The following is a 23,928-nucleotide window of genomic DNA, read 5'->3' as shown; positions in this document are numbered from 1 at the left end:
CGTCCTGACGGGAAGCCGCCCGCCTGCCCCGACGGCACCGGGGCGCGGACCCGACGGCCCCCGGGCCGTGGACGCGATGACGCCGGGACGACGCCGCCGTGACGACGCCGCCGTGACGACGCCGCGACGATCACCGGGTCAGCAGCCGCTCGCGGCCCCCTGAAGCACCGGCACGCCGAAGTGCCCCGGCACACCCAGCCCGGCCGCGGTCCGCGACCGGGGTGCCGGCGTGTGCCGTCCGGCCAACTCGGTTGACGTGTACCGCAGTTGGCCCCACTCGTTCCACCGGGTACGCCGGATCCACCGGCCGGTCCGCGCCGGAAGGCGCTCCGGCGCAGGGTGACCGTCGACCCCCACCCCCCGCGCCGCCCCACCGCGCTTCGCCCTGCCCGCAGTTCCCGCCGACCACGGTCGGCACGACGTGCGACGCCCCCTCCGCACGCCTTCTTCGTGTTCCCGTCCGGTGCGCTCCCGCCCGGCGGACCGGTATCGCATCCCAAGAAAAGTGGAGTTGTCATGCGGGACGACCGCGCACGCCTTCCTCTGACGAAGGCTCAGGAAGGCGTGTGGTACGGACAGCAACTGGACCCGGAAAGCCCGAAGTTCAACATCGGCGAGTGCATCGAGATCCGCGGACCGCTCGACGCGGAGACGCTGCTCGGCGTCGCGCGCCAGGTCGGACGCGAGTGCGACAGCCTCAACGCCGAGTTCTTCACCGAGGGCGACCAGGTCCGGCAGCGGATCTCCTGCCGGCCCGCCGTCGAACCGGTGCTGGTGGACCTCAGCGGCGCCGCCGATCCGCGCGAGGCCGCCGAGCGGTTCATGGCCGGCGACATGGCGACCGTCGACACCCTCGGCGCGCCCCGGCACACGTACGCCCTGCTGAGGATCGCGCCGGAGCTGCACTGGTGGTACACGCGGTACCACCACATCGTCATGGACGGCCTCAGCGGTTCCGTCCTCGCCCGCCGGATCGCCGAGCTGTACACCGCCGCGGTGGAGGGGCGTGCGGCCACCGGCCGGATCGGGCCGCTGGGCGACCTGGTGGCGAGCGAGCAGGAGTACCTGGCGTCGGCCGACTTCGACAGTGACCGCGCGTACCTGACCGGCCGGTTCGCCAGTCTCGCGGCAGGAGGCGACCGCGGGGGTCGCCTCGTGCCGCGTCGGCCGGCCCGGAACGCGACCACCGGTGGACACCGGGAGGGCACGGCGGACGGACACCGCCCGTCCGCCGTCGGCATGCACGGTGGCGAGACGCTCGCGCCGGCCGTGATGAAGGACCTGCGGGAGCTGGCCGGGACGACCAGGACCACCTGGCCCGTGCTGTTCGTGGCGGCGGTGGCCGTCCACGTCAGCCGGGCCGGCGGTTCGGCGGACGTCTGCGTCGGACTGGCCTCCCACGGCCGCCGCAACAACCTGCGCGACGCGGTCGGCATGACCGCCGGCATCGTCCCGCTGCGCGTGCACGTCGATCCGCGGGCCACCGTCGGCGATCTCGTCCGGCACGTCGCCACCGAGATGCGCAACGGACTGCGCCGCCGCCGCTACTCCCGCGAGCAGCTCGCCCGCGACCTCGGCATGACCGGCGGCGCGGCGCTCTCCGACGTGGTCGTCAACATCATGACCTACGAGTACGACCTGGACTTCGCCGGCAGCCCCGGCGTCTCCCGCGTGCTGTCCACCGGCCCGGTCGACGACGTCTCCGTCTTCGTGTGTGAACGCTCCGAGGCGCAGGGGCCGTTGATCGGCTTCGACGTCAACGAGGAGCTGTACCGGGCCGAGGACGTCGTCCCGCACGAACGCGGCATCATCACGCTGCTCTCCCGCCTCGCCGCCGCCGGCCCCGGCACCGCGCTGGCCGACCTGGATGCGCTCGACGCCTCCACCCGCGAGGCACTGCTGTCGCAGGGACGCGGCGCGGCCCTCCCCGTCGACGGTGTCCCTTCCCTGCCCGCGGTGTTCGCGGCGCGGGTGGGGGAGTGCCGGGGTGCGGTGGCGGTGTCGGGTGGCGGGGTGCGGTTGTCGTACGGGGAGTTGGACGACCTGTCGGGTGTGTTGGCGGGGGTGTTGGTGGGTCTTGGTGTGGGTGTTGAGGGTGCGGTGGGGGTGTTGTTGGACCGTTCGGTGGCGGTGGTGGCGGCGTCGTTGGGTGTGGTGCGTGCTGGTGGTGCGTATGTGCCGTTGGACGGGCGGTGGCCGGTGGAGCGGTTGCGGCAGGTGGTTGAGGTCGCCGGTCTGAGGGCGTTGGTGGTGGGTGAGGAGCTGGCGGGGTTGCCGTGGGTGGTTGAGGTGGGTGGTCGGTTGCCGGTGGTGGTGGTGGATGCGGTGGGCCGGGTGGTGTCGGGTGCGCCGTGGGAGTTGGGTGTGTTGCCGGTGGTGGTGGGTGGGGAGCGGTTGGCGTATGTGATGTTCACGTCGGGGTCGACGGGTGTGCCGAAGGGGGTGGGTGTTTCTCACGCGGATGTGGTGGCGTTGGCCGCTGATTCGGCGTGGGGGGAGGGTGTCTCGGATGCGGTGCTGATGCATTCGGCGTATGTCTTCGACGCGTCGACGTTCGAGATGTGGGTGCCGTTGCTGGCGGGTGGCCGGGTGGTGGTGGCTCCCGAACAGGCCCTGGAACCGCATGTGTTGCGGGAGACGGTGCGCTCCGAGGGAGTGACGGCCGTTTTCATGACGACCGCGCTGTTCAACGTCGTCGCCGACGTCGACCCCACGGTCCTGGAGGGCGTGCGCCTGGTGTGCGCCGGGGGTGAACTCGCCGCTCCCGGGCTGATGCAGCGGACGGCGCGGGCGTTGCCCGGGGTCCGGGTCCGGCACGTCTACGGTCCGACGGAGACCACCACGTTCGCCACCCGGTACGACGTCACCCGGGCGTCGGCCGACGACGTGCCGCCCATCGGCCGTCCGCTGGACGGCATGCGGGTCTACGTCCTCGACGCGGGCCTGCGGCTGGTGCCGCCGGGTGTCACGGGTGAGCTGTACCTGGGCGGTGCCGGTGTTGCGCGGGGGTATCTGGGGCGTGCGGGGTTGACGTCGGCGTGCTTCGTGGCCGATCCGTTCGTCGGGGACGGTGGGCGGATGTACCGCACCGGTGACCTGGTGCGGTGGAACGCCGAAGGGGATCTGGCGTACGTCGCGCGGGCGGACAACCAGGTCAAGCTGCGCGGTTACCGCATCGAACCCGGTGAGATCGAACGCGTACTGGCCGCGCTGCCCGGTGTCGCCGACGCCGTGGTGGCCGTCCGGGAGGACGTGCCGGGCGACCGGCGGCTGGTGGGGTACGTGGTGCCGGCGTCCGGTGCCGGGCCGGTGGCGTCGGAGCTGGCGGCGGGTGTCGGGCGGGAGCTGCCGTCGTACATGGTGCCGTCCGCGTTCGTGGTGCTGGAGACGCTGCCGCTGACGCCGAACGGCAAGGTGGACCGGCGGGCGCTGCCGGTCCCCGCGGCGGTCGCGTCCGGGGCGGGCCGTGCGCCGCGCACCCCGCGCGAGGAGATCCTCTGCGGCCTGTTCGCCGAGGTCCTCGGTGCCGAACGGGTCGGGCCCGACGACGACTTCTTCCGGCTCGGCGGACAGTCCCTGCTCGCGACCCGGCTGGCCGGCCGGGTGCGCTCGGTGCTCGGGGCCGACGCCGACATCCGCACGCTCTTCCGCCACCCCACCCCCGCCGCCCTCGCCGGCGCGCTCGAACAGGCGGCGGGTGCCCGACCGCCCCTCACCCGCCAGGACCGCCCCGAGGTGCTGCCGCTGTCCTTCGCGCAGCGCCGCCTGTGGTTCCTCAACCGCCTGGAGGGGCCGAACGCCGCCTACAACATCCCGCTGGTGCTGCGCCTGGACGGGCCGCTCGACCTCGACGCGCTGCGCGCCGCCGTCACCGACCTGGTGGAACGGCACGAGATCCTGCGCACGACGTTCAGCGAGGAGCACGGCGTACCCCGCCAGCACGTCGAGCCGGCGGCCAAGGCGGCGGGCCTGACCCCGCTGGAGGTGGAGGACCCGCCGCCCGGCACGACCGGCGCGGCCGCCCGGCGCTGGGCGGACGAACGGCTCCCCGCGCTGGTGAGCGAGCCGTTCGACGTGGCGGTCGACGCGCCGTTGCGGGCCCGGCTGCTGCGGACCGGTGCCGACGCGCACGTGCTGGTGCTGAACCTGCACCACATCGCCGGGGACGGCTGGTCCCTGGAACCCCTCACCCGTGACCTGGCCACCGCCTACCGGGCCCGGCTGGCCGGCGCCTCCCCGCACTGGCGGCCGCTGCCGGTGCAGTACGCGGACTACACCCTCTGGCAGCACGGCGTGCTCGGCGCGGACGGCGACCAGGACGGTCCCGGCGCCGCGTCGGCCGACTTCTGGCGCGGCGCGCTGGCCGGCGCCCCCGAACTGCTCGACCTGCCGGTGGACCGGCCCCGCCCCGCGGTCATGACGCACGCGGGCGACGCCCTGCCCCTGGCGATCGACCCGCGGACCCACGCCGGCCTGCTGGAGCTGGCGCGGGCGTGCGGCTGCACGCTGTTCATGGTGCTCCAGGCGGCGGTGGCCGTCCTGCTGTCGCGGCACGGCGCCGGGGACGACGTGCCCCTCGGTACCGCGGTCGCCGGCCGCGACGACGAGGCGCTGGAGGACCTGGTCGGCTTCTTCGTCAACACCCTCGTGCTGCGCACCGACCTGTCCGGCGACCCGACGTTCCGTCAACTGCTGGAACGCGTGCGGGAGTTCGACCTCGCCGCCTACGCGCACCAGGACCTGCCGTTCGAACGGCTGGTCGAGGCGGTCAACCCCGCCCGCTCGCGCAACCACCACCCGCTCTTCCAGACCATGCTGGTCCTCCAGGGGCAGGCGGCCACCACGGTGGACCTGCCGGGACTGACCGCCGGTACGCAGTTCACGCACACCGGGATCTCCAAGTTCGACCTGACGTTCTCGCTGGCCGAGGTGTACACCGACGACCGGCGCCCCGCCGGCCTGGAGGGGTACCTGGAGTTCTCCACCGAACTGTTCGACCGCCGCACGGCCGCCGCGCTCGGACAGCGGCTGGCCCGCCTGGCGCACGCGATGGCCGCCGACCCCGACGCGCGCGCCGCCGGCGCCGACCTGCTCGGCGACGTGGAACACGCCCGCCTACGCCGCTGGGAGCACGGCGCCCGGCGCCCGGTACCGGCGGCGACCGTGGCCGAACTCTTCCAGGAGCGTGCCGCCCGCACCCCCGGCGCCGTCGCGCTGGTCGACAGTGAGCGGACCCTGACGCGCGGGCAGCTCAACGCCCGCGCCAACGACCTGGCCCGCCACCTGACCGGCCGCGGCGTCGGGCCCGAGGACGTCGTGGCCCTCGCGCTGCCCCGCTCGGCCGACCTGGTCACCGCGATGCTCGCCGTCGCCAAGGCGGGCGCCGCCTACCTGTTCGCCGACCCCGACCACCCCGCCGCCCGCGTCGCCCACCTGCTCGACGACGCCCGGCCCGTGCTGCTGATCACCACCGCCGCACTGGCCGGCCGGCTGCCCGCCACCGGCACGCCGCTGCTCGACCTCGACGACACCGCCGCCTGGTCCACCGGCCACACCGCCGACCCGCCGCACGCGCCGCACCCCGCGCACCCCGCCTACGTCATCCACACCTCCGGCTCCACCGGCCGCCCCAAGGGCACCGTGGTGACCCACGCCTCCGTCACCAACCACATGGCCTGGATGGCCGGCCACCTCGCCCTCACCGACGACGACCGGGTCCTGGCCCGCACCTCACCCGGGTTCGACGCCTCGGTCTGGGAGATCTGGCTCCCGCTGGCCTTCGGCGGCACGGTCTGCGTCATGCCCGCCGACGCCAACCGGGAACCGGACGCCCTGCTGGGCTGGATGAACACCTTCGGTGTCACCCTCGCCCAGTTCGTGCCCTCCCACCTCGGCACCGTCCTCGACCACGCCACGCTCGACGCCCCGCGCAGCCTGCGCGCGGTCCTGGCCGGCGGTGAGGCGCTGACCGCGGCACTGGCCGCCAGGACCAGCGAGACGTGGCGGTGCGCGACGCACAACCTCTACGGCCCGACCGAGGCCACCGTGGACGCCACCGCCCACCACGTCGCCACGCCGGCCCCCGGCCACGGCGGCGTCCCGATCGGCCGGCCGGTGGACAACGCGCGGGCCCGGGTGCTCGACGGCCGGTTACGCCCGGTTCCGCCCGGCGTCACCGGTGAGCTGTACCTGTCCGGTGCCCTGCTCGCCCGCGGCTACCTGGGACGGCCCGGGCTCACCGCCGCCCGGTTCGTCGCCGACCCGGACGGCCCGGCCGGCGGCCGGATGTACCGCACCGGCGACCTCGCGCGCTGGAACGCCGACGGCACGCTCCAGTACGCCGGCCGCGCCGACGACCAGGTCAAGCTGCGCGGATTCCGTATCGAACCCGGCGAGGCGGCGGCCGTGGTGGCCGCGCTGCCCGGGGTCGCCGACGCGGTGTGCCTGGTGCGCGAGGACCGGCCGGGCGACCCGCGCCTGGTGGCCTACGTCGTCCCGGCCGGCCCGGTCCCCCCGACCGCGGGGTGGCTGCGCGAACGCCTGGCCGGCCTGCTGCCCGTCCACCTGGTCCCCTCGGCGTTCGTGACGCTGCCCGCGCTGCCGCTCCTGCCCAACGGCAAGGTCGACCGCCGCGCGCTGCCCGCGCCCGCCACGGCACCGCGGTCCGCCGCGGGACGCGCCCCGCGCTCCCCGCACGAGGACCTGCTGTGCGGTCTGTTCGCCGACGTACTGGGCGTACCGGCGGTCGGGGTGGACGACGACTTCTTCGCGCTGGGCGGTCACTCCCTGCTGGCGACCCGCCTGGTCAGCCGGGTGCGCACGGTGCTCGGCGTCGAACTCGCGGTCCGCACCCTGTTCGAACGGCCCACCGTCGCCGCGCTGGCGCCCGTCCTGACCGGTGCCGCCGGCGCCCGGGCCGCGGTGACCGCCGCCGAACGCCCGCCGGTCGTGCCGCTGTCGCCGGCCCAGCAGCGGTTGTGGTTCCTCAACCGCCTGGACGGCCCCGGCCACACCTACAACATCCCCCTCGCGCTCGAACTGCGCGGGCCGCTCGACGTCGCGGCGCTGCGCGCGGCGCTGAGCGACGTCGTGGCCCGCCACGAGACCCTGCGCACCGTCTTCCCCGACCACGAGGGCACCGCCTCCCAGGTGATCCGCGCGGCCGTCCCCGTACCGCTGGAGGCGGAACCGGTCGGCGCCGACGCGCTCGACGCGGCCGTCCGGGACGCGGCGACCCGGCCGTTCGACGTCACCCGCGATCTCCCGCTGCGCTGCCGGCTGTTCACCGCCGGCCCGCGGCACCACGTCCTGCTGCTGGTCCTGCACCACATCGCCGGCGACGGCTGGTCGCTGGCGCCGCTCGCCCGCGATCTGGCCGAGGCCTACCGGGGCCGGCTGGCCGGCGGGCCCGCGGCGTGGTCCCCGCTGCCGGTGCAGTACGCCGACTACGCGATCTGGCAGCACGCCATGCTGGGCGACGAGGCCGACCCCGGCAGCGTCGTCGCCGGTCAACTCGCCTTCTGGCGGGACGCGTTGCAGGGTCTGCCGACCCTGCTCGACCTGCCGCTGGACCGGCCCCGGCCCATCGTGACCGACCCGGCCGGCGCCGTGTACTCCCGCGTTCTGCCCGCCGAACTGCACCGTCAGGTACGGGAGTTGGCCAACGCCAGCGGCAGCAGCCTGTTCATGGTGCTCCAGGCGGCGGTGGCCACCGTGCTGTCCCGGCACGGAGCGGGCGACGACATCCCGCTGGGCACGCCGGTCGCCGGACGGACCGACGCCGCGCTGGAGGACCTGGTCGGCTTCTTCGTCAACACCCTCGTGCTGCGCACCGACCTGTCCGGCGATCCGACGTTCCGTCAACTGCTGGAACGCGTGCGGGAGTTCGACCTCGCCGCCTACGCACACCAGGACCTGCCGTTCGAACGGCTGGTGGAGAGCGTCAATCCGGTACGGGCCCGCGACCACCACCCGCTGTTCCAGACCATGCTGGTGCTCCAGAACCAGGAGGTCGCGGAGGTCGACCTGCCGGGTCTGAGCGTCGGCAGCCGCCTGGTCCACAACGGCGTCAGCAAGTTCGACCTGACCTTCGCCTTCACCGAGCAGGGCGGTCGGGGCGGCCCGAACGGCGAGGACGACCAGGACGGGGGGAGCGGCGAGGGCGGGCTGCTGGCCGGCGTCGAGTACGCCACCGCCCTGTTCGACGCCGCGACCGCCGAAGCCCTGGTCGCCCGACTGGTACGGCTGCTGGAGGGCGTCGTCGCCGACCCCGACCTCCCGCTGCGCTCCTACGACCTGCTCGGCCCGGACGAGAGCGCCGCACTCGCGGCCTGGGGCAGCGGTCACGCCCTGCCCACCGCCCCGGACACCAGTTCGCTGCCCGCGGTGTTCGCGGCGCGGGTGGGGGAGTGCCGGGGTGCGGTGGCGGTGTCGGGTGGCGGGGTGCGGTTGTCGTACGGGGAGTTGGACGACCTGTCGGGTGTGCTGGCGGGGGTGTTGGTGGGTCTTGGTGTGGGTGTGGGTGTGGGTGTTGAGGGTGCGGTGGGGGTGTTGTTGGACCGTTCGGTGGCGGTGGTGGCGGCGTCGTTGGGTGTGGTGCGTGCTGGTGGTGCGTATGTGCCGTTGGACGGGCGGTGGCCGGTGGAGCGGTTGCGGCAGGTGGTTGAGGTGGCGGGGTTGAGGGCGTTGGTGGTGGGTGAGGAGCTGGCGGGGTTGCCGTGGGTGGTTGAGGTGGGTGGTCGGTTGCCGGTGGTGGTGGTGGATGCGGTGGGCCGGGTGGTGTCGGGTGTGCCGCGGGAGTTGGGTGTGTTGCCGGTGGTGGTGGGTGGGGAGCGGTTGGCGTATGTGATGTTCACGTCGGGGTCGACGGGTGTGCCGAAGGGGGTGGGCGTTTCTCACGCGGATGTGGTGGCGTTGGCCGCTGATTCGGCGTGGGGGGAGGGTGTCTCGGATGCGGTGCTGATGCATTCGGCGTATGTCTTCGACGCGTCGACGTTCGAGATGTGGGTGCCGTTGCTGGCGGGTGGCCGGGTGGTGGTGGCTCCCGAACAGGCCCTGGAACCGCATGTGTTGCGGGAGACGGTGCGCTCCGAAGGGGTGACGGCCGTTTTCATGACGACCGCGCTGTTCAACGTCATCGCCGACGTCGACCCCGGCTGCCTCGACGGGCTGCGTACGGTCTGCGCCGGCGGTGAACTCGCCGCTCCCGGCCTCATGCAGCGGGTCGCGGCGGCCGTGCCGGACGTCCGGGTCCGGCACGTCTACGGTCCGACGGAGACCACCACGTTCGCCACCCGCCACGACATCACCCCGCGCTCCGGTACGGGGCTGCCCGCCATCGGCCGTCCGCTGGACGGGATGCGGACCTACGTCCTCGACGCGGGCCTGCGGCTGGTGCCGCCGGGTGTCACGGGTGAGCTGTACCTGGGCGGCGCCGGTGTCGCGCGGGGGTATCTGGGGCGTGCGGGGTTGACGTCGGCGTGCTTCGTGGCCGATCCGTTCGCCGGGGACGGTGGGCGGATGTACCGCACCGGTGACCTGGTGCGGTGGAACGCCGAGGGGGACCTGGCGTACGTCGCGCGGGCGGACAACCAGGTCAAGCTGCGCGGCTACCGCATCGAACCCGGTGAGATCGACACCGTGCTCGGCACCCTGCCCGGCGTCGTCGCCGCCTTCACCACGATCCGGGAGGACGTGCCGGGCGACCGGCGGCTGGTGGCGTACGTGGTGCCGGCGTCCGGGGCCGGGCCGGTGGCGTCGGAGCTGGCGGCGGGCATCGGGCGGGAGCTGCCGTCGTACATGGTGCCGTCCGCGTTCGTCACCCTGGACGCGCTGCCGCTGACGCCGAACGGCAAGGTGGACCGGCGGGCGCTGCCCGCGCCAGCGGTGGTCGCCTCCGCGGCCGGGCGTGAACCGCGCACCGCCCGCGAGGAGATCCTCTGCGGCCTGTTCGCCGAGATCCTCGGCCGGGAACGGGTCGGCGTGGACGAGGCGTTCTTCGACATCGGCGGCCACTCCCTGCTCGCGACCCGGCTGGCCGGCCGGGTGCGCTCGGTGCTGGGGGTCGAGACCGAGGTGCGCACCCTGTTCGACCACCCGACGCCCGGCGGGCTGGCCGCGGCCCTCGACGGAGCGGACCGCGCGCGCCCGCCGGTGGTCCGCGCGGAACGCCCCGAGGTGCTGCCGCTGTCCTTCGCGCAGCGCCGCCTGTGGTTCCTCAACCACCTGGAGGGGCCCAGCGCGACGTACAACATCCCGCTGGTGCTGCGCCTCGACGGCCCGCTCGACACCGGCGCGCTGCGTGCGGCGCTCGCCGACCTGGTGGAGCGGCACGAGAGCCTGCGCACCGTCCACCCCGACGTCGATGGGGTCGGCCGCCAGCTGGTGCTGGACCCGGCGGTCGTCCGTCCCGACCTGCGCCCGCGCGACGTCGCGCCGGGCGACCTGGACCGGGTACTGGCCGACGCCGTCTCGCAGGCGTTCGACGTGGCGGTGGACGTGCCCGTCCGGGCGAGTCTGCTGCGGCTGGGCGCCGAGGAACACGTGCTGGTGCTGGTCGTCCACCACATCGCCGGCGACGGATGGTCGATGGCGCCCCTGGGCCGCGACCTGGGGCAGGCGTACCGCGCCCGGGTGGCCCAACAGGCGCCGCAGTGGCAGGCGTTGCCGGTGCAGTACGCGGACTACACGCTCTGGCAGCGCCGCATGCTGGGCGACGACAGCGATCCGCGGTCCGCGGTCAGCGGTCAACTCGACTTCTGGCGTTCGGCGTTGGCAGGGCTTCCGCAGGCGCCGGTGCTGCCCACCGACCGGCCCAGGCCCGCCGCGACGCGCTACACGGGCGACGCGCTGGCCTTCGCACTGGACCCCGGGACGCACACCGCCCTGGACCGGCTGGCGCGGGCCTGCGGCTGCACGCTGTTCATGGTGCTCCAGGCCGCGGTGGCCGTCCTGCTGTCGCGGCACGGCGCCGGTGAGGACGTCCCCCTCGGCACCGCGGTCGCGGGTCGCACGGACGAGGCGCTGGAGGACCTGGTCGGCTTCTTCGTCAACACCCTCGTGCTGCGCACCGACCTGTCCGGCGACCCCACCTTCCGTGAACTCGTCGCCCGAATACGGGAGTTCGACCTCGCCGCCTACGCGCACCAGGACGTGCCGTTCGAGCGGCTGGTCGACGCGCTGAGCCCGGAGCGCTCGCAGAGCCATCACCCGCTCTTCCAGACCATGCTGGTCCTGCAGAACCAGGAGGCGGCCGGGCTCGACCTGCCGGGCCTGACCGTCACCGGGGTGCCGGTCCACACCGGCATCGCCAAGTTCGACCTGACCTTCTCCTTCACCGAACGCCGGCTCGACGACGCCGCGCCGGGCGGGCTCGACGGCACCCTGGAGTTCTCCACGGAGCTGTTCGAGCCGGCCACCGCCCGCGCTCTCGCCGACCGCCTGGTGCGGCTGCTCGGCGCGGCGGCGGCCGACCCCGGCCTGCGGGTCGCCGAGTTCGACCTGCTGGACGCCGGCGGGACCGCCCGGCTGCTGGCCGCCGGGCGCGGCCGGTCCCGGCCGCTGCCGGTGCGCACCCTTCCGGGGCTGTTCGCCGTACCGGCCGCCCGCACCCCGGACGCGGTCGCCGTCCGCGCCGACGACGGCACCTTGACGTACGGTCAGCTCGACGCGCGGGCCGACCGCCTCGCCCGCCACCTGGCCGCGCTCGGCGCCGGCCCGGAACGGCTGGTCGCCCTGGCGGTGAGCGGCACCGCCGCCACGGTGGTGGCGATGCTGGCGGTGCTGAAGGCCGGCGCCGCCTACCTGCCGGTCGACCCGGACTACCCGCCGGCCCGCGTCGCCCACATGCTGCACGACGCCGGCCCCGTCCTGCTGCTGACCACCGCGGCGTCGCGCGACCGGCTGCCGGACACCGCGGTGCCGGTGGTCGACCTCGACGACGAGGCCGCCTGGACCGGCGACCCCGGCGCCCCCCTGCCGGTCCCGCACCCGCGGCACCCGGCCTACGTGATCTACACCTCGGGGTCCACCGGCCGGCCCAAGGGCGTCGTGGTCAGCCACGAGGCGGCGGCCAACCACATGGTGTGGATGGCCGGCCACCTCGGCCTCACCACCGGCGACCGGGTGCTGGCCCGCACCTCACCCAGCTTCGACGCCTCGGTCTGGGAGACCTGGCTGCCCCTGACGCACGGCGCGTCGGTGTGCGTGGTCGCGCCCGCGACGAACCGGGACCCGGGCCTGCTGGCCGGGCGGATGTCCGACCACGGCGTCACCCTCGCCCAGTTCGTACCGTCCCTCCTGGCCCCGGTCCTCGACGCCGCCGCCGCCCGGCCGGCCGGCCTGCGCGCGGTGCTGTCCGGCGGCGAACCGCTGCCGCCGGCCCTGGCCGCCCGCGTCGCCGCCGCCTGGCACGTCGAGGTGCACAACCTCTACGGCCCGACCGAGGCCACCATCGACGCCACCGCCCACCGGGTGCCCACCGGTGACGCGCCCGGCGGCACCGTGCCGATCGGCGCCCCGGTCGACAACGCCCGGGTGTACGTGCTGGACGCGAGGCTGCGCCTGGCACCGCCGGGTGTCGCCGGCGAGCTGTACGTGGCGGGCACGGGGCTGGCGCGCGGGTACGCCGGCCGGGCCGGGCTGACCGCCGGGCGTTTCGTGGCCGACCCGTTCGGTCCGGCGGGCGAGCGCATGTACCGCACCGGCGATGTCGTGCGGTGGAACGCCGACGGCGCGCTGGAGTACGTCGGCCGCGCCGACGAGCAGGTCAAGCTGCGCGGGTTCCGCATCGAACCCGGCGAGATCGAGGCCGAGTTGACCGCGCTGCCGGGGATCGCCGCCGCCTGCGCGGTGGTGCGCGAGGACCGCCCCGGCGACCGGCGGCTCGTCGCCTACACCGTCGCGGCCGGCGGCACGCCGGCCCACGACGCGGCGGTACTGCGCGCGGCGCTGGAGGGCGTACTGCCCGCCCACATGGTGCCGTCGGCCTTCGTCAGCCTCGACGCGCTGCCGCTGACCCCGAACGGCAAGACGGACCGGCGGGCGCTGCCCGCGCCCGGCCCGGTCACCGGCGGCGGCTCGCGCCGGGCCCCGCGCACCGAGGCCGAGCGGGCCGTGTGCGCGGTCTTCGCCGAGACCCTCGCCATCACCGGCGTCGGCGTCGACGACGACTTCTTCGCCCTCGGCGGCGACAGCATCCTGTCCATCCAGGTCGTCAGCCTCACCCGCAGGGCCGGATTCGTCGTCACCCCGCGCGACGTCTTCGCCCACCGCACCCCGGGGGCGATCGCCGCCGTCGCCGTGCCGGTCGGCGCGGAACCGGACCGCACGGCCGACAACGGCGTCGGCCGGCTGCCCGCCACCCCGATCGCCGCCTGGTTCCTCGCCCGGCCCGGCACGCTCGACGGCTACAACCAGTCCGCCGTCCTGCGCTGCCCGGCCGGCGCGGACGAACCCCGGCTGGCCGCCGCCCTCCAGGTACTCCTCGACCACCACGACACCCTGCGCATGCGGGTCCTGCCGGGCACCGGGGACCGCTGCGACCTGGAGGTCCTGCCGCCCGGCGCGGTCGCCGCCCACGACCGGCTCACCCGGGTCGACCTCACCGGGCTCGCCCCCGCCGACGCCGACCGGGCCGTGGCGCGGGCCGCCGAGAGCGCCCGGCGCCGGCTCGCCCCGCAGGCCGGCCGGGTACTGGAGGCCGTCTGGTACGACGCCGGCCCGGCCGACCCCGGCCGGCTGCTGATCGTCGTGCACCACCTGGCGGTCGACGCGGTCTCCTGGCGGACGCTCACCGCCGACCTGGTGACCGCCTGGCACGCGCTCGCCGCCGGGGCCGCACCGCAACTGCCGCCGGTGCTCACCTCCTACCGGCGGTGGGCGGAACTGCTGGCGGCCGAGGCGCACAGCGAACGGCGCACCCGCGAACTGCCGCTGTGGCGCGAGATCCTGCGCACCCCCGACCCGCAGTTGGGCCACCGCCCGCTCGACCCGGCACGCGACACCGCCGAGACCCTGGAGACGGTGAAGGTCACGCTGCCCGCCGAGTGGACCGGGCCGCTGCTGACCACCGCGCCGACCGCCTTCCACGCCGGCGTCGACGACGTGCTGCTGACCGGCCTCGCCCTCGCCGTCGCCGGGTGGCGCGCCGAACGCGGGACGCCGGGCTCCGCCGTGCTGCTCGACCTGGAGGGCCACGGCCGCGAGGAGATCGGCCGGCACACCGACCTGTCGCGGACCGTCGGCTGGTTCACCAGCCTGTACCCGGTCGCCGTCGACCCCGGCCCGGTCGGCCGGCTCGACGGGCGCGCGTGGGACCCGCGCCTGGTCGACCGGGCGCTGAAACAGGTCAAGGAACAACTGCGGGCCGTCCCCGACCACGGCATCGGCTACGGGGTGCTGCGGCACGCCGGCGGCGCGGCCGCGGACCTGCTCAAGGACGGCCCCACCCCGCAGATCGGCTTCAACTACCTGGGCCGCTACGCCGGTTCACCGGCCGGCGGCCACGACGACTGGCAGGTGCTGCTCGACGGGGGCGGCCCCCGCAGCGAGGACCCCGACCTGCCGGCCCACCACGTGCTCGACATCAACGCGCACACCGAGGACCTGCCGGGCGGACCGCGCCTGGTGGCCCACTGGTCCTGGCCGCGGGACCTGCTCACCCGCCAGGACGTCGCCGCGCTGGCCGACGGATGGCTGGCGGCACTGCGGGCCATCGCCGAACACGCCAAGGCCCCCGACGCGGGCGGCCACACGCCTTCCGACCTTCCCCTGGTCTCCCTGAACCAGGCCCAGATCGACAAGCTGCAGATCAAGTGGGGAGCAAGCAAGTGACCGGGTTCCAGCTCCAGGACGTCCTGCCGTTGACGCCCTTGCAGGCGGGCATGCTCTTCCATGCCCAGTACGACACGCGTGCCGTGGACGTCTACACCGCCCAGTTCGTCTTCGACATCGAAGGACCGGTCGACGCCGGGCTGCTGCGCGCCGCCGTCGCCGGACTGCTGCGCCGGCACGCCAACCTGCGCGTCGGCTTCCTCAGCGAGGACCTCGACGAACCCGTCCAGGCCGTCGCCGCCGAGGTCCCGCCGGACGTCGCCGAACTCGACCTGGCCGGCCACGGCGAGGCCGAACGGGCCGCCGCGCTGGCCGCCTTCCTCGACGCCGACCGGGTGCGGCGCTTCGACCTGACCACCCCGCCGCTGATGCGCTTCACCCTGATCCGCACCGGCCACCACCGCTACCACCTGGTGATGACCAACCACCACATCCTGCTCGACGGCTGGTCCATGCCGCTCCTGGTACGGGAACTGTTCGAGCTGTACGCCCGTGGCGGCGACGACGGGGCGATGCCCCGGGTGGCGCCCTACCGCGCCTACCTGGAATGGCTCGCCTCCCAGGACCGCGCGGCGGCCACCGACGCCTGGCGCCACGCCCTCGACGGGGTGACCGGCGCGACCCTGCTGTCCGGGACCGCCCCGGCCGGCGGCACCGGCGGCGACCTGCCGCAGCAGCACGTCCTGCGCCTGGGCGAATCCCTCACCGGGCGGCTGCGCGCCACCGCCCGCGGCCGGGGCCTGACCCTCAACACCCTCGTGCAGGGCGCCTGGGGAATCCTGCTGCACCGGCTCACCGGCCGGCCCGACGTGCTGTTCGGCACCACGGTCTCCGGCCGGCCGCCGCAGATCCCCGGCGTGGAGTCCATGGTCGGGCTGTTCATCAACACCATCCCGGTCCGCGTCACCGTGCGGCCCGCCGACACCCTGGGCGGCCTGCTGGAACGGCTCCAGGCCGCGCAGACCCGGCTGATGGACCACCAGCACCTCGGCCTCACCGACATCCGCGCGCTCACCGGACTCGACGACCTGTTCGACACGCTGGCCGTCTTCGAGAACTACCCGATGGACGCCGAGGCGCTGCGCCGCGCCCAGGAGGGACTGCCGGGGCTGCGCGTGACCGGCCTGCGCGGCACCGACGCCGCCCACTACCCGCTCACCCTCACCGTCGCCCCCGGCGACAACCTGCGCGTCACCTTCGGCCACCGCCCCGCCGTCCTGCCCGCCGACGCCGTGCGGTCCACCGCCGAACGGCTGCGCCGGGTGCTCGAAGCCCTCGCCGGCGACCTGGACCGGCCCGTCGCCGCCCTGGACGTCCTCGCCGACGGTGAACGCGAACACCTGCTCGCCGCCGGCCGGGGCGCCGAACCGGCCCCGGGCAGCACCGGCACCCTGCCGGACCTGTTCCGCGCCCGCGCGGCCCGCCACCCGGACGCGGTCGCCGTCAGCGCCGGCGCGACGGAGCTGACCTACGCCCGGCTCGACGACCTGTCCGCGGCACTCGCCGCCGGCCTGACCGGCCACGGCCTGGCCCCCGAGGCCGCCGTCGGCGTCCTGCTCGACCGCTCCGCCGCGGTGGTCACCGCCTCCCTGGGCATCGTCCGGGCCGGCGGCGCCTACGTACCGCTGGACCCCGGCTGGCCGCGCGAACGCCTGGAGCAGGTCGCCCGGATCGCGGGACTGACCGCACTGGTGGTCGGCGAGAACCTGGCCGGCCACCCCTGGGCGCGGACTGCGGGCACCGGCCTGCCCGTCCTGGTGGTGGACGCCGCCGGCCACCTCGCCGCCGGCGCCCCGGCCGCCCCCGGCCCCCGTGAGGCGGCCACCCACCCCGGGCAGCTCGCGTACGTGATGTTCACCTCCGGGTCGACCGGCGCGCCCAAGGCCGTCGGGGCCCGCCACGCGGACGTCGCGGCGCTGGCCCTCGACTCCGCCTTCCGCGACGCCGCGTCCGCGGTCGTCCTGATGCACGCCGCCTACGTCTTCGACGCCTCCACCTTCGAGATCTGGGCCACCCTGCTCAACGGCGGCCGGATCGCCGTCGCCCCCGAGGGCATCCTCGACCCGCGCGCCCTGCGGCGGGTCACCGCCGGCACCGGCGCCACCACCTTGTTCCTGACCACGGCCCTGTTCCAGCTCGTCGCCGAGGCCGACCCGCGGGCCTTCGAGGACCTGCGCCTGGTGCTCAGCGGCGGCGAGGCCGCCGCGCCCGGCCTGCTGCGCCGCGCCGCGGCCGCCTGCCCGGGGACCGCGTTCCACAACGTCTACGGCCCCACCGAGACGACCACGTTCGCCACCCGCTTCCTGGTCGTCCCCGACAGCCCCGACGGCCCGCCGCCGATCGGCCGCACCGTGGACGGCATGCGCCTGTACGTCCTGGACGAGGGTCTGCGCCCGGTGCCGCAGGGCGTGACCGGTGAGCTGTACGCCGCCGGCGCCGGCGTCACCCGCGGCTACCTGGGCCGCCCCGCGCTCACCTCGGCGCGGTTCGTCGCCGACCCGTTCGACGCCGCCGGCGGGCGGATGTACCGCACCGGCGACCTGGTGCGCTGGAACGCCGACGGGAACCTGGCCCACGTCGCGCGCGCCGACGACCAGATCAAGCTGCGCGGCCACCGGCTCGAACCCGGCGAGATCGAGAACACCCTGACCGCCCTGCCCGCGGTCACCGCCGCGTGCGTCACCGTCCGCGAGGACCTGCCCGGCGACCGGCGGCTGGTCGCCCACGTCGTCGCCGCCCGGGGGACGGCGCCGCGAGGGACCGAACTGGCCGACGCGGTGGCCGCCGTCCTGCCCGCCTACATGGTGCCGTCCGCGTTCGTCATCCTCGACGCGCTGCCCCTGACCCCGAGCGGCAAGGTCGACCGGCGCGCCCTGCCCGCACCCGAAGGGCCCGCCGACGCCGACGGGGCACGCCGGCCGCGCGGCGCGCGCGAGGAGATCCTGTGCGGTCTGTTCGCCGACGTGCTGGGGGTGGAACGGATCGGGGCCGACGACGGATTCTTCGCCATGGGCGGGCACTCCCTGCTCGCCACCCGGCTGGTCAGCCGGGTGCGTTCCGTGCTCGGCGTCGAGACCGAGGTGCGCACCCTGTTCGAACACCCCACCCCCGCCCGGCTGGCCGCCGCCCTCGGCACCGCGGGCCCGGCCCGCACCCGCCCGGTCGCCGGCGAGCGCCCCGCCGACCTGCCGCTGTCCTCCGCCCAGCGGCGCCTGTGGTTCCTGCACCGCTTCGAGGGCCCCAACGCCCTCTACAACATCCCGTTCGTGCTGCGGATGGACGGCGGCGTGGACGCCGGCGCGCTGCGTGCCGCGCTCGGGGACGTCGTCGCCCGCCACGAGTCGCTGCGCACCGTCTTCCCCGAAGTGGCCGGCGAGCCGCGGCAGTCGGTGCTCGAACCCGCCGCGGCCTACCTCGACTTCGCCGTGGACGACGTCGAACCCGCCGCCCTCGACGAGGCCGTCACCCGCGCCGCCACGGAACCGATCGACATCGAGACCCAACTCCCGGTGCGCGCACGCCTGATGCGGCTCAGCGCCCACCAGCACGTACTGGTGCTGGTCGTCCACCACATCGCCGGCGACGGATGGTCGATGGCGCCGCTGGGCCGGGACCTGGGGCAGGCGTACCGCGCCCGGGTGGCCCAACAGGCGCCGCAGTGGCAGGCGTTGCCGGTGCAGTACGCGGACTACACGCTCTGGCAGCACCGGATGCTGGGCGACGAGAACGACCCGCGATCCCCGCTCAACGATCAACTCGCCTTCTGGCGTTCGGCGTTGACCGGCCTGCCCGAACTGCTCGAGCTGCCGCTCGACCGCCCCCGCCCGGCCACCGCGTGCCACACCGGCGATGCGTTCACCCTGGAACTGGGCGAGCGTACACACCGCGCGCTGACCGGTCTGGCGCGGGCGTCCGGCTGCACGCTGTTCATGGTGCTCCAGGCCGCGGTGGCCGTCCTGCTGTCGCGGCACGGCGCCGGGGACGACGTGCCGCTCGGCACCGCGGTGGCCGGCCGCACCGACGAGACGCTCGACGACCTGGTCGGCTTCTTCGTCAACACCCTCGTGCTGCGCACCGACCTGTCCGGCGATCCGACGTTCCGTCAACTGCTGGAACGCGTGCGGGAGTTCGACCTCGCCGCCTACGCGCACCAGGACGTGCCGTTCGAGCGGCTGGTGGAGGCGGTCAACCCCGCCCGCTCGCGCGACCACCACCCGCTCTTCCAGACCATGCTGGTGCTCCAGAACCAGGAGCCCGCCGGGCTCGACCTGCCCGGTCTGACGGTCACCGGCCTGCCCGTGCGGACCGGGACCGCCAAGTTCGACCTGACCTTCGCCTTCACCCGCACCCGCGACGAGGCCGGCACCGCCGGTCTGCGGGCCGACGTGGAGTACGCCACCGAACTGTTCGACGAGGCCACGGTCCGCGACCTCGCCGGACGGCTGGCCGCCCTGCTGGAAGCGGTGACCGCCGACCCCGACCAGTCCGTCCACGCCTACGAGTTGGCCGTCCCCGGCGAACGCTCCCGTCTCGAACGCTGGGGCACCGGGCCGGCCGGACCCGAACCGGGATCGACCGTGCCGTCGCTCTTCCGCCGCCAGGCCGCCCGCACACCGAACGCGCCCGCCGTACGCGACGCGCGCGGCACCCTGACGTACGCGCGACTCGACGAGCGGTCCGACCAGCTCGCCCTCCACCTGGCCGCCCGCGGCATCGGCGCCGAGGACCTCGTCGCCCTCGCCGTCCCCCGGTCGGCCGACCTGGTCGTGGCCGTCCTTGCGGTACTCAAGGCCGGCGCCGCCTACCTGCCCGTCGACCCCGGCTACCCGCCGTCCCGCATCGCCTACCTGCTCGACGACGCCCGGCCCGCCCTCATCCTGACCACCTCCGCCGTACGCGAACGGCTGCCGGCCGGCCCGGTCCCCGTCGCCGACCTCGACGACCCCGCCCTGCGCTCCGACCCGCGACCCGGCCACCCGCCGCGCGAGCCCCGGCCGGACCAGGCCGCCTACGTCATCTACACCTCCGGCTCCACCGGCCGCCCCAAGGGCGTCGTCGTCGCGCACCGCGGCGTCGGCGCGATGGCCCGCACCCAGGCGGAACGCCTTGCGGTCACCCCGGACAGCAGGGTGCTCCAGCTGGCGTCGATCAGCTTCGACGCCGCCTTCTGGGAGATCTGCATGGCGCTGCTCAACGGCGCCTGCCTGGAGACGGCCGACCAGGACGAACTCGCCCCCGGCGCCCCGCTGGCCCGCCTGCTCGCCGAACGCGGCGTCACCCACCTCACCGTCCCGCCCGCCGTGCTCGCCGTGATGCCCGCCGACGACGGCGTCCCGCCCGGCACCACGCTGGTGCTGGCCGGCGAGGCGTGCCCACCCGCGCTGGCGGGCCAATGGGCCGCCGGACGGCCGCTGTTCAACGCCTACGGCCCGACCGAGACCACCGTCTGCGCGACCGTCGGCACCGCCCGCCCCGCCACCGGCCCCGCCGACACCCCGCACACCGTGCCGATCGGCTCCCCGGTCGACGGCGCCCGGGTGCACGTGCTGGACGCCCGGCTGCGCCCGGTGCCGCAGGGCGTGGCGGGCGAGCTGTACGTGGCCGGCGAGGGACTGGCCCGCGGCTACGCCGGCCGGCCCGGACTGACGGCGGAGCGTTTCGTGGCCGACCCGGCCGGCCCGCCCGGCACCCGGATGTACCGCACCGGCGACGTGGCACGGTGGAACGCCGGCGGTGAGCTGGAGTACCTCGGCCGCGCCGACGGCCAGGTCAAGCTGCGCGGGTTCCGCATCGAACCCGGCGAGATCGAGGCCGAGTTGACCGCGCTGCCGGACATCGCCGCGGCCTGCGCGGTGGTCCGCGAGGACCGGCCCGGCGACCGCCGGCTGGTCGCCTACACGGTCGCGGCGCCAGGGCACCCCGCGGCCGACGGCGCCGCGCTGCGGACCGCGCTGGGCCGGGTGCTGCCCGAGTACATGGTGCCTTCGGTGTTCGTCGCCCTGGAGGCGCTGCCGCTGACCGTGAACGGCAAGATCGACCGGTCCGCCCTGCCGGCGCCCGACCCGGCTGTCAGCGCCGGCGCCGGCCGCGCCCCCGCCACCGACACCGAACGCGCCCTGTGCGGCGTCTTCGCCGACACCCTCGGCATCACCGACGTCGGCCTCGACGACGACTTCTTCGCCCTCGGCGGCCACTCGCTGCTCGCCGTCCGGCTCGCCCAGGGCATCCGGGACGTCCTCGGCGTCCGGCCCTCGCTGCGCACGCTGTTCGCCGCGCCCACGGTGGCCGGCGTCCTGCGCGCCCTCGGCCACCCGGACGACGACCCGTCAGGACCGCCGGCCCCCGCCGGCCGCGAACCGGGCCAGGACGTCCGGCTGGCCCCCGACATCGTCCCGGCCCGCGCCGACCGCGTCCCGGGACCCGCCGGGCAGACCCGCACGCTGCTCACCGGCGCCACCGGATTCCTCGGCGCCTATCTGCTGCGCGACCTGCTGGAGAGCACCGGCCGGCCGGTCGACTGCCTGGTCCGCGCCGCCGACCCGGCCGACGGCGCCCGCCGGATACGCGCCAACCTGGAGCGGTACGGCCTGTGGCGCGAGCACTACGCGCGACTGGTCCACCCGCTCCCCGGCGACCTGGCGGCCCCCGGCCTGGGCCTGGCCGACGCCGACCTGCGCGCCCTGCGCCGCGGCCTGGGGAGCGTCGTCCACAACGGCGCCCAGGTCAGCTTCGCCGCCCCCTACGCCGACCTGCGCGCCGCGAACGTCGGGGGCACCGAGGAGATCCTGCGCCTCGCGGCAGCGGCCGGCTGCGCCGTGCACCACGTCTCCACCACCGGCGTCTTCGCGGCGACCGCCGACACGCCGGGCACGATCACCGAGGCGACCGCGCCCGGCCCGGTCACGGCGCTGCCGGACGGGTACTCGCAGAGCAAGTGGGCGGCCGAGGAACTCGTGCGGGCCGCCCGGGCCAGGGGCGTGCCCGTGACCGTCTACCGGCCGGGCCGGATCTCCGGCGACACGCGCGGCGGCGCCTGCCAGGAGCAGGACCTGCTGTGGAACCTGATCAAGGGCTGCCTCCAGGCCGGCGCGATTCCGCAGGACGCGGACGAGTCCACCGGCTGGATACCCGTCGACTACGTCAGCGCCGCCGTCGTCGCGCTGTCCGCCCTCCCCGGCGACGACGCCCCGGCCGTCCACCACCTCACCCACCCGGCGCCGCCGGCGCTGTCCGACGTCTTCCGGGAGGCACGCGAACTCGGTTATCCGGTAAGGGAGTTGCCCGCCGACCAGTGGCGCAAGCGGATCGAGGCCCAGCCCGGCAACGCCGCCCAGCTCCTGCTCGGCGAGCCGGCCGCCCCGGCCGAACCCGCCGTCCACCGGCCGGTCCGGCGCACCTTCGACTCCTCCCGCACCCTGCGCGCGGCCGGCTGCGCGGGCGTCCCCCTCCCCGACCTCACCCCCGACATCCTGCGCACCTACCTGTCCTACTTCATCCGCACCGGTTTCCTGCCGGCCCCGGGGGAGGCGGCGGCCGAGTGAACCGTCCCGCCCGGTGCCGCGTCGGAGCCCCGGCACCGGGCGGCCGGCGGGCCGCTGCCGGGGCGACGTGGCACCGCCCCGCCGACCACGGCGGCGGTACGCGGCCCGGCCGGTGAGGCGGGCACCGTAGGCGGTCCCGGGCGGCCCCGGACTGCCCGCGCGGCGGTCGGCGGGCCCGGCGGTCGGAGAGGTCCCGCACCGCGGCAAGCGGTCCCGGCGGGCCGGTGCGCTCGGACGCGCGGGCGGCGGGGGGCGTTCAGGCGCGAGGCCGGTGAGCGGGGACGTTCCGGGGCGAGCGGACGCGTTCCGGCCCCAAGCCGGGCGGGCGGGTCCGCTCAGACACCAGGCCGGCGAGCGCATACGTCCAGGCGCGAGGTCGGACGCGTTCCCGCCCCGAGCGGGGCGAGCGGGCCCGTTCCGCCGTCAGGCCGACCGAGTGGACGCGCTCCCGGCACGGGTCCGGCGCGCGGGCCCGTGCCGCCGCCGGGTCAACCGAGCGGACGCGTTGCCACCCCAAGTCCGGCAACAAGGAGGCGCGTTCCGCCATCAGTCGGACCGGCGGACGCGCTCCCCCCCCAAGCCGGACGGGCGCCGCGTTCGCACCCCGCAGCCCGGGCGGACGCGTTCACGTGCGGCGATAGCGGGCGGAGGCGAAGGAGAAGCCGCCGAAGAGCAGGAGGCCGACGGCGACGGTCACCAGCAGCCACGGGCCGGCCGGTGTGCGGGCCAGCGCGCGCAGCGTGTCGTCCATCCCCTTCGCGCGTCCCGGGTCGAACCGGATGGCCGCGACGAGGACGAAGAAGCCGGCGGCCGCGTAGACCGCGCCGCGGGCCGCGTTGCCCCCGACGCCGAGCGCGGTCACGACGGTCCGGGTGCGGGGGCTCATGGTCGCGGTGTCGAGTTTCTTGAGGAACGTGCGGCGGAACGCCTTGACGACGATGACGACTCCGGCCGATCCCAGGCCGACCCCCGCCGCACCCACGACGAACTGGCCGCCGGGCAGGGCCAGCGCGCGGGCGGTCCAGTCGCGCGACGAGCTGTCCCCGCCGGAGCCGCCGCCCGCGCCGGCGGCGTAGAGCGCCGTGCCCCAGCAGACGAAGGCGTAGAAGGCCGCTCGCGCCGCGCCCGCCACCCGCGCGCCCTTCTTCTGCCCCTTGCCGGTGAGCGCCGCGGCCCCGCGCCACAGCGTCATGCCGGCGAACCCGGCGGCGAGCAGCCACAGCGCCTCGGTGCCGAACGGTTCACCGGCGATGTGCCGCAGGGCGCCCTGCCGGTCGGCCTCCCCGCCGCTGTGGCCGAAAGCGATGCGTACGGCGAGGTAGCCGATCAGCAGGTAGACCACGCCGCGCGCGGCGAACCCGGCCCGTCCGGCCCCCCGCAGGAACTTGCGCGTGCCGGGGCTCACCGCGGTGCCCCGCGATCCCCGCCGTCCCGGCGTGCGCCGCAGCGCCCGGCGCCACGCTCCCGTGCCCGATGCCTGAGCAGACGTCACTTGTGCCTCCTGGAACGCTCGTACGACGTGCGAGGCGCCGCCCGGTCCGTGCGGCGCCGGGAT

At 75.6% G+C, this 23,928-nt stretch carries 3 protein-coding genes; 2 read left to right on the top strand and 1 reads right to left on the bottom strand.

Going from position 1 to position 23,928, the window contains the following annotated elements:
• Positions 1-516: 516 nt before the first annotated feature.
• Both POF43_RS22230 and POF43_RS22225 read left to right on the top strand, forming a co-directional pair.
• The gene (locus POF43_RS22230; protein WP_282704711.1) at positions 517-14,832 is read left to right on the top strand and encodes a non-ribosomal peptide synthetase; all 14,316 of its coding nucleotides are present in this window, start codon (positions 517-519) and stop codon (positions 14,830-14,832) included.
• On the top strand, positions 14,829-22,373 hold the full coding sequence (locus POF43_RS22225; protein WP_282704710.1) for a non-ribosomal peptide synthetase: 7,545 nt from the start codon (positions 14,829-14,831) through the stop codon (positions 22,371-22,373). Before POF43_RS22230 ends, POF43_RS22225 begins: the two co-directional genes overlap by 4 nt.
• Positions 22,374-22,998: 625 nt before the next feature.
• On the opposite strand, the gene POF43_RS22220 is transcribed toward POF43_RS22225, so the two are convergent.
• Entirely contained in the window at positions 22,999-23,778 is a 780-nt protein-coding gene (locus POF43_RS22220) for a DUF1206 domain-containing protein (protein ID WP_271316823.1), read from the bottom strand.
• Positions 23,779-23,928: the final 150 nt, after the last annotated feature.

Source organism: Streptantibioticus silvisoli (assembly GCF_027947535.2).
GTDB lineage: Bacteria > Actinomycetota > Actinomycetes > Streptomycetales > Streptomycetaceae > Streptantibioticus_C > Streptantibioticus_C silvisoli.
Note: the sequence above shows the minus strand (reverse complement) of the source record. Positions and strands in the feature narration are given on the sequence as shown.

Excerpts from the sequence above, each read along its gene's own strand:
- POF43_RS22230 (WP_282704711.1), top strand. The coding sequence starts at position 517 with ATGCGGGACGACCGCGCACGCCTTCCTCTGACGAAGGCTCAGGAAGGC.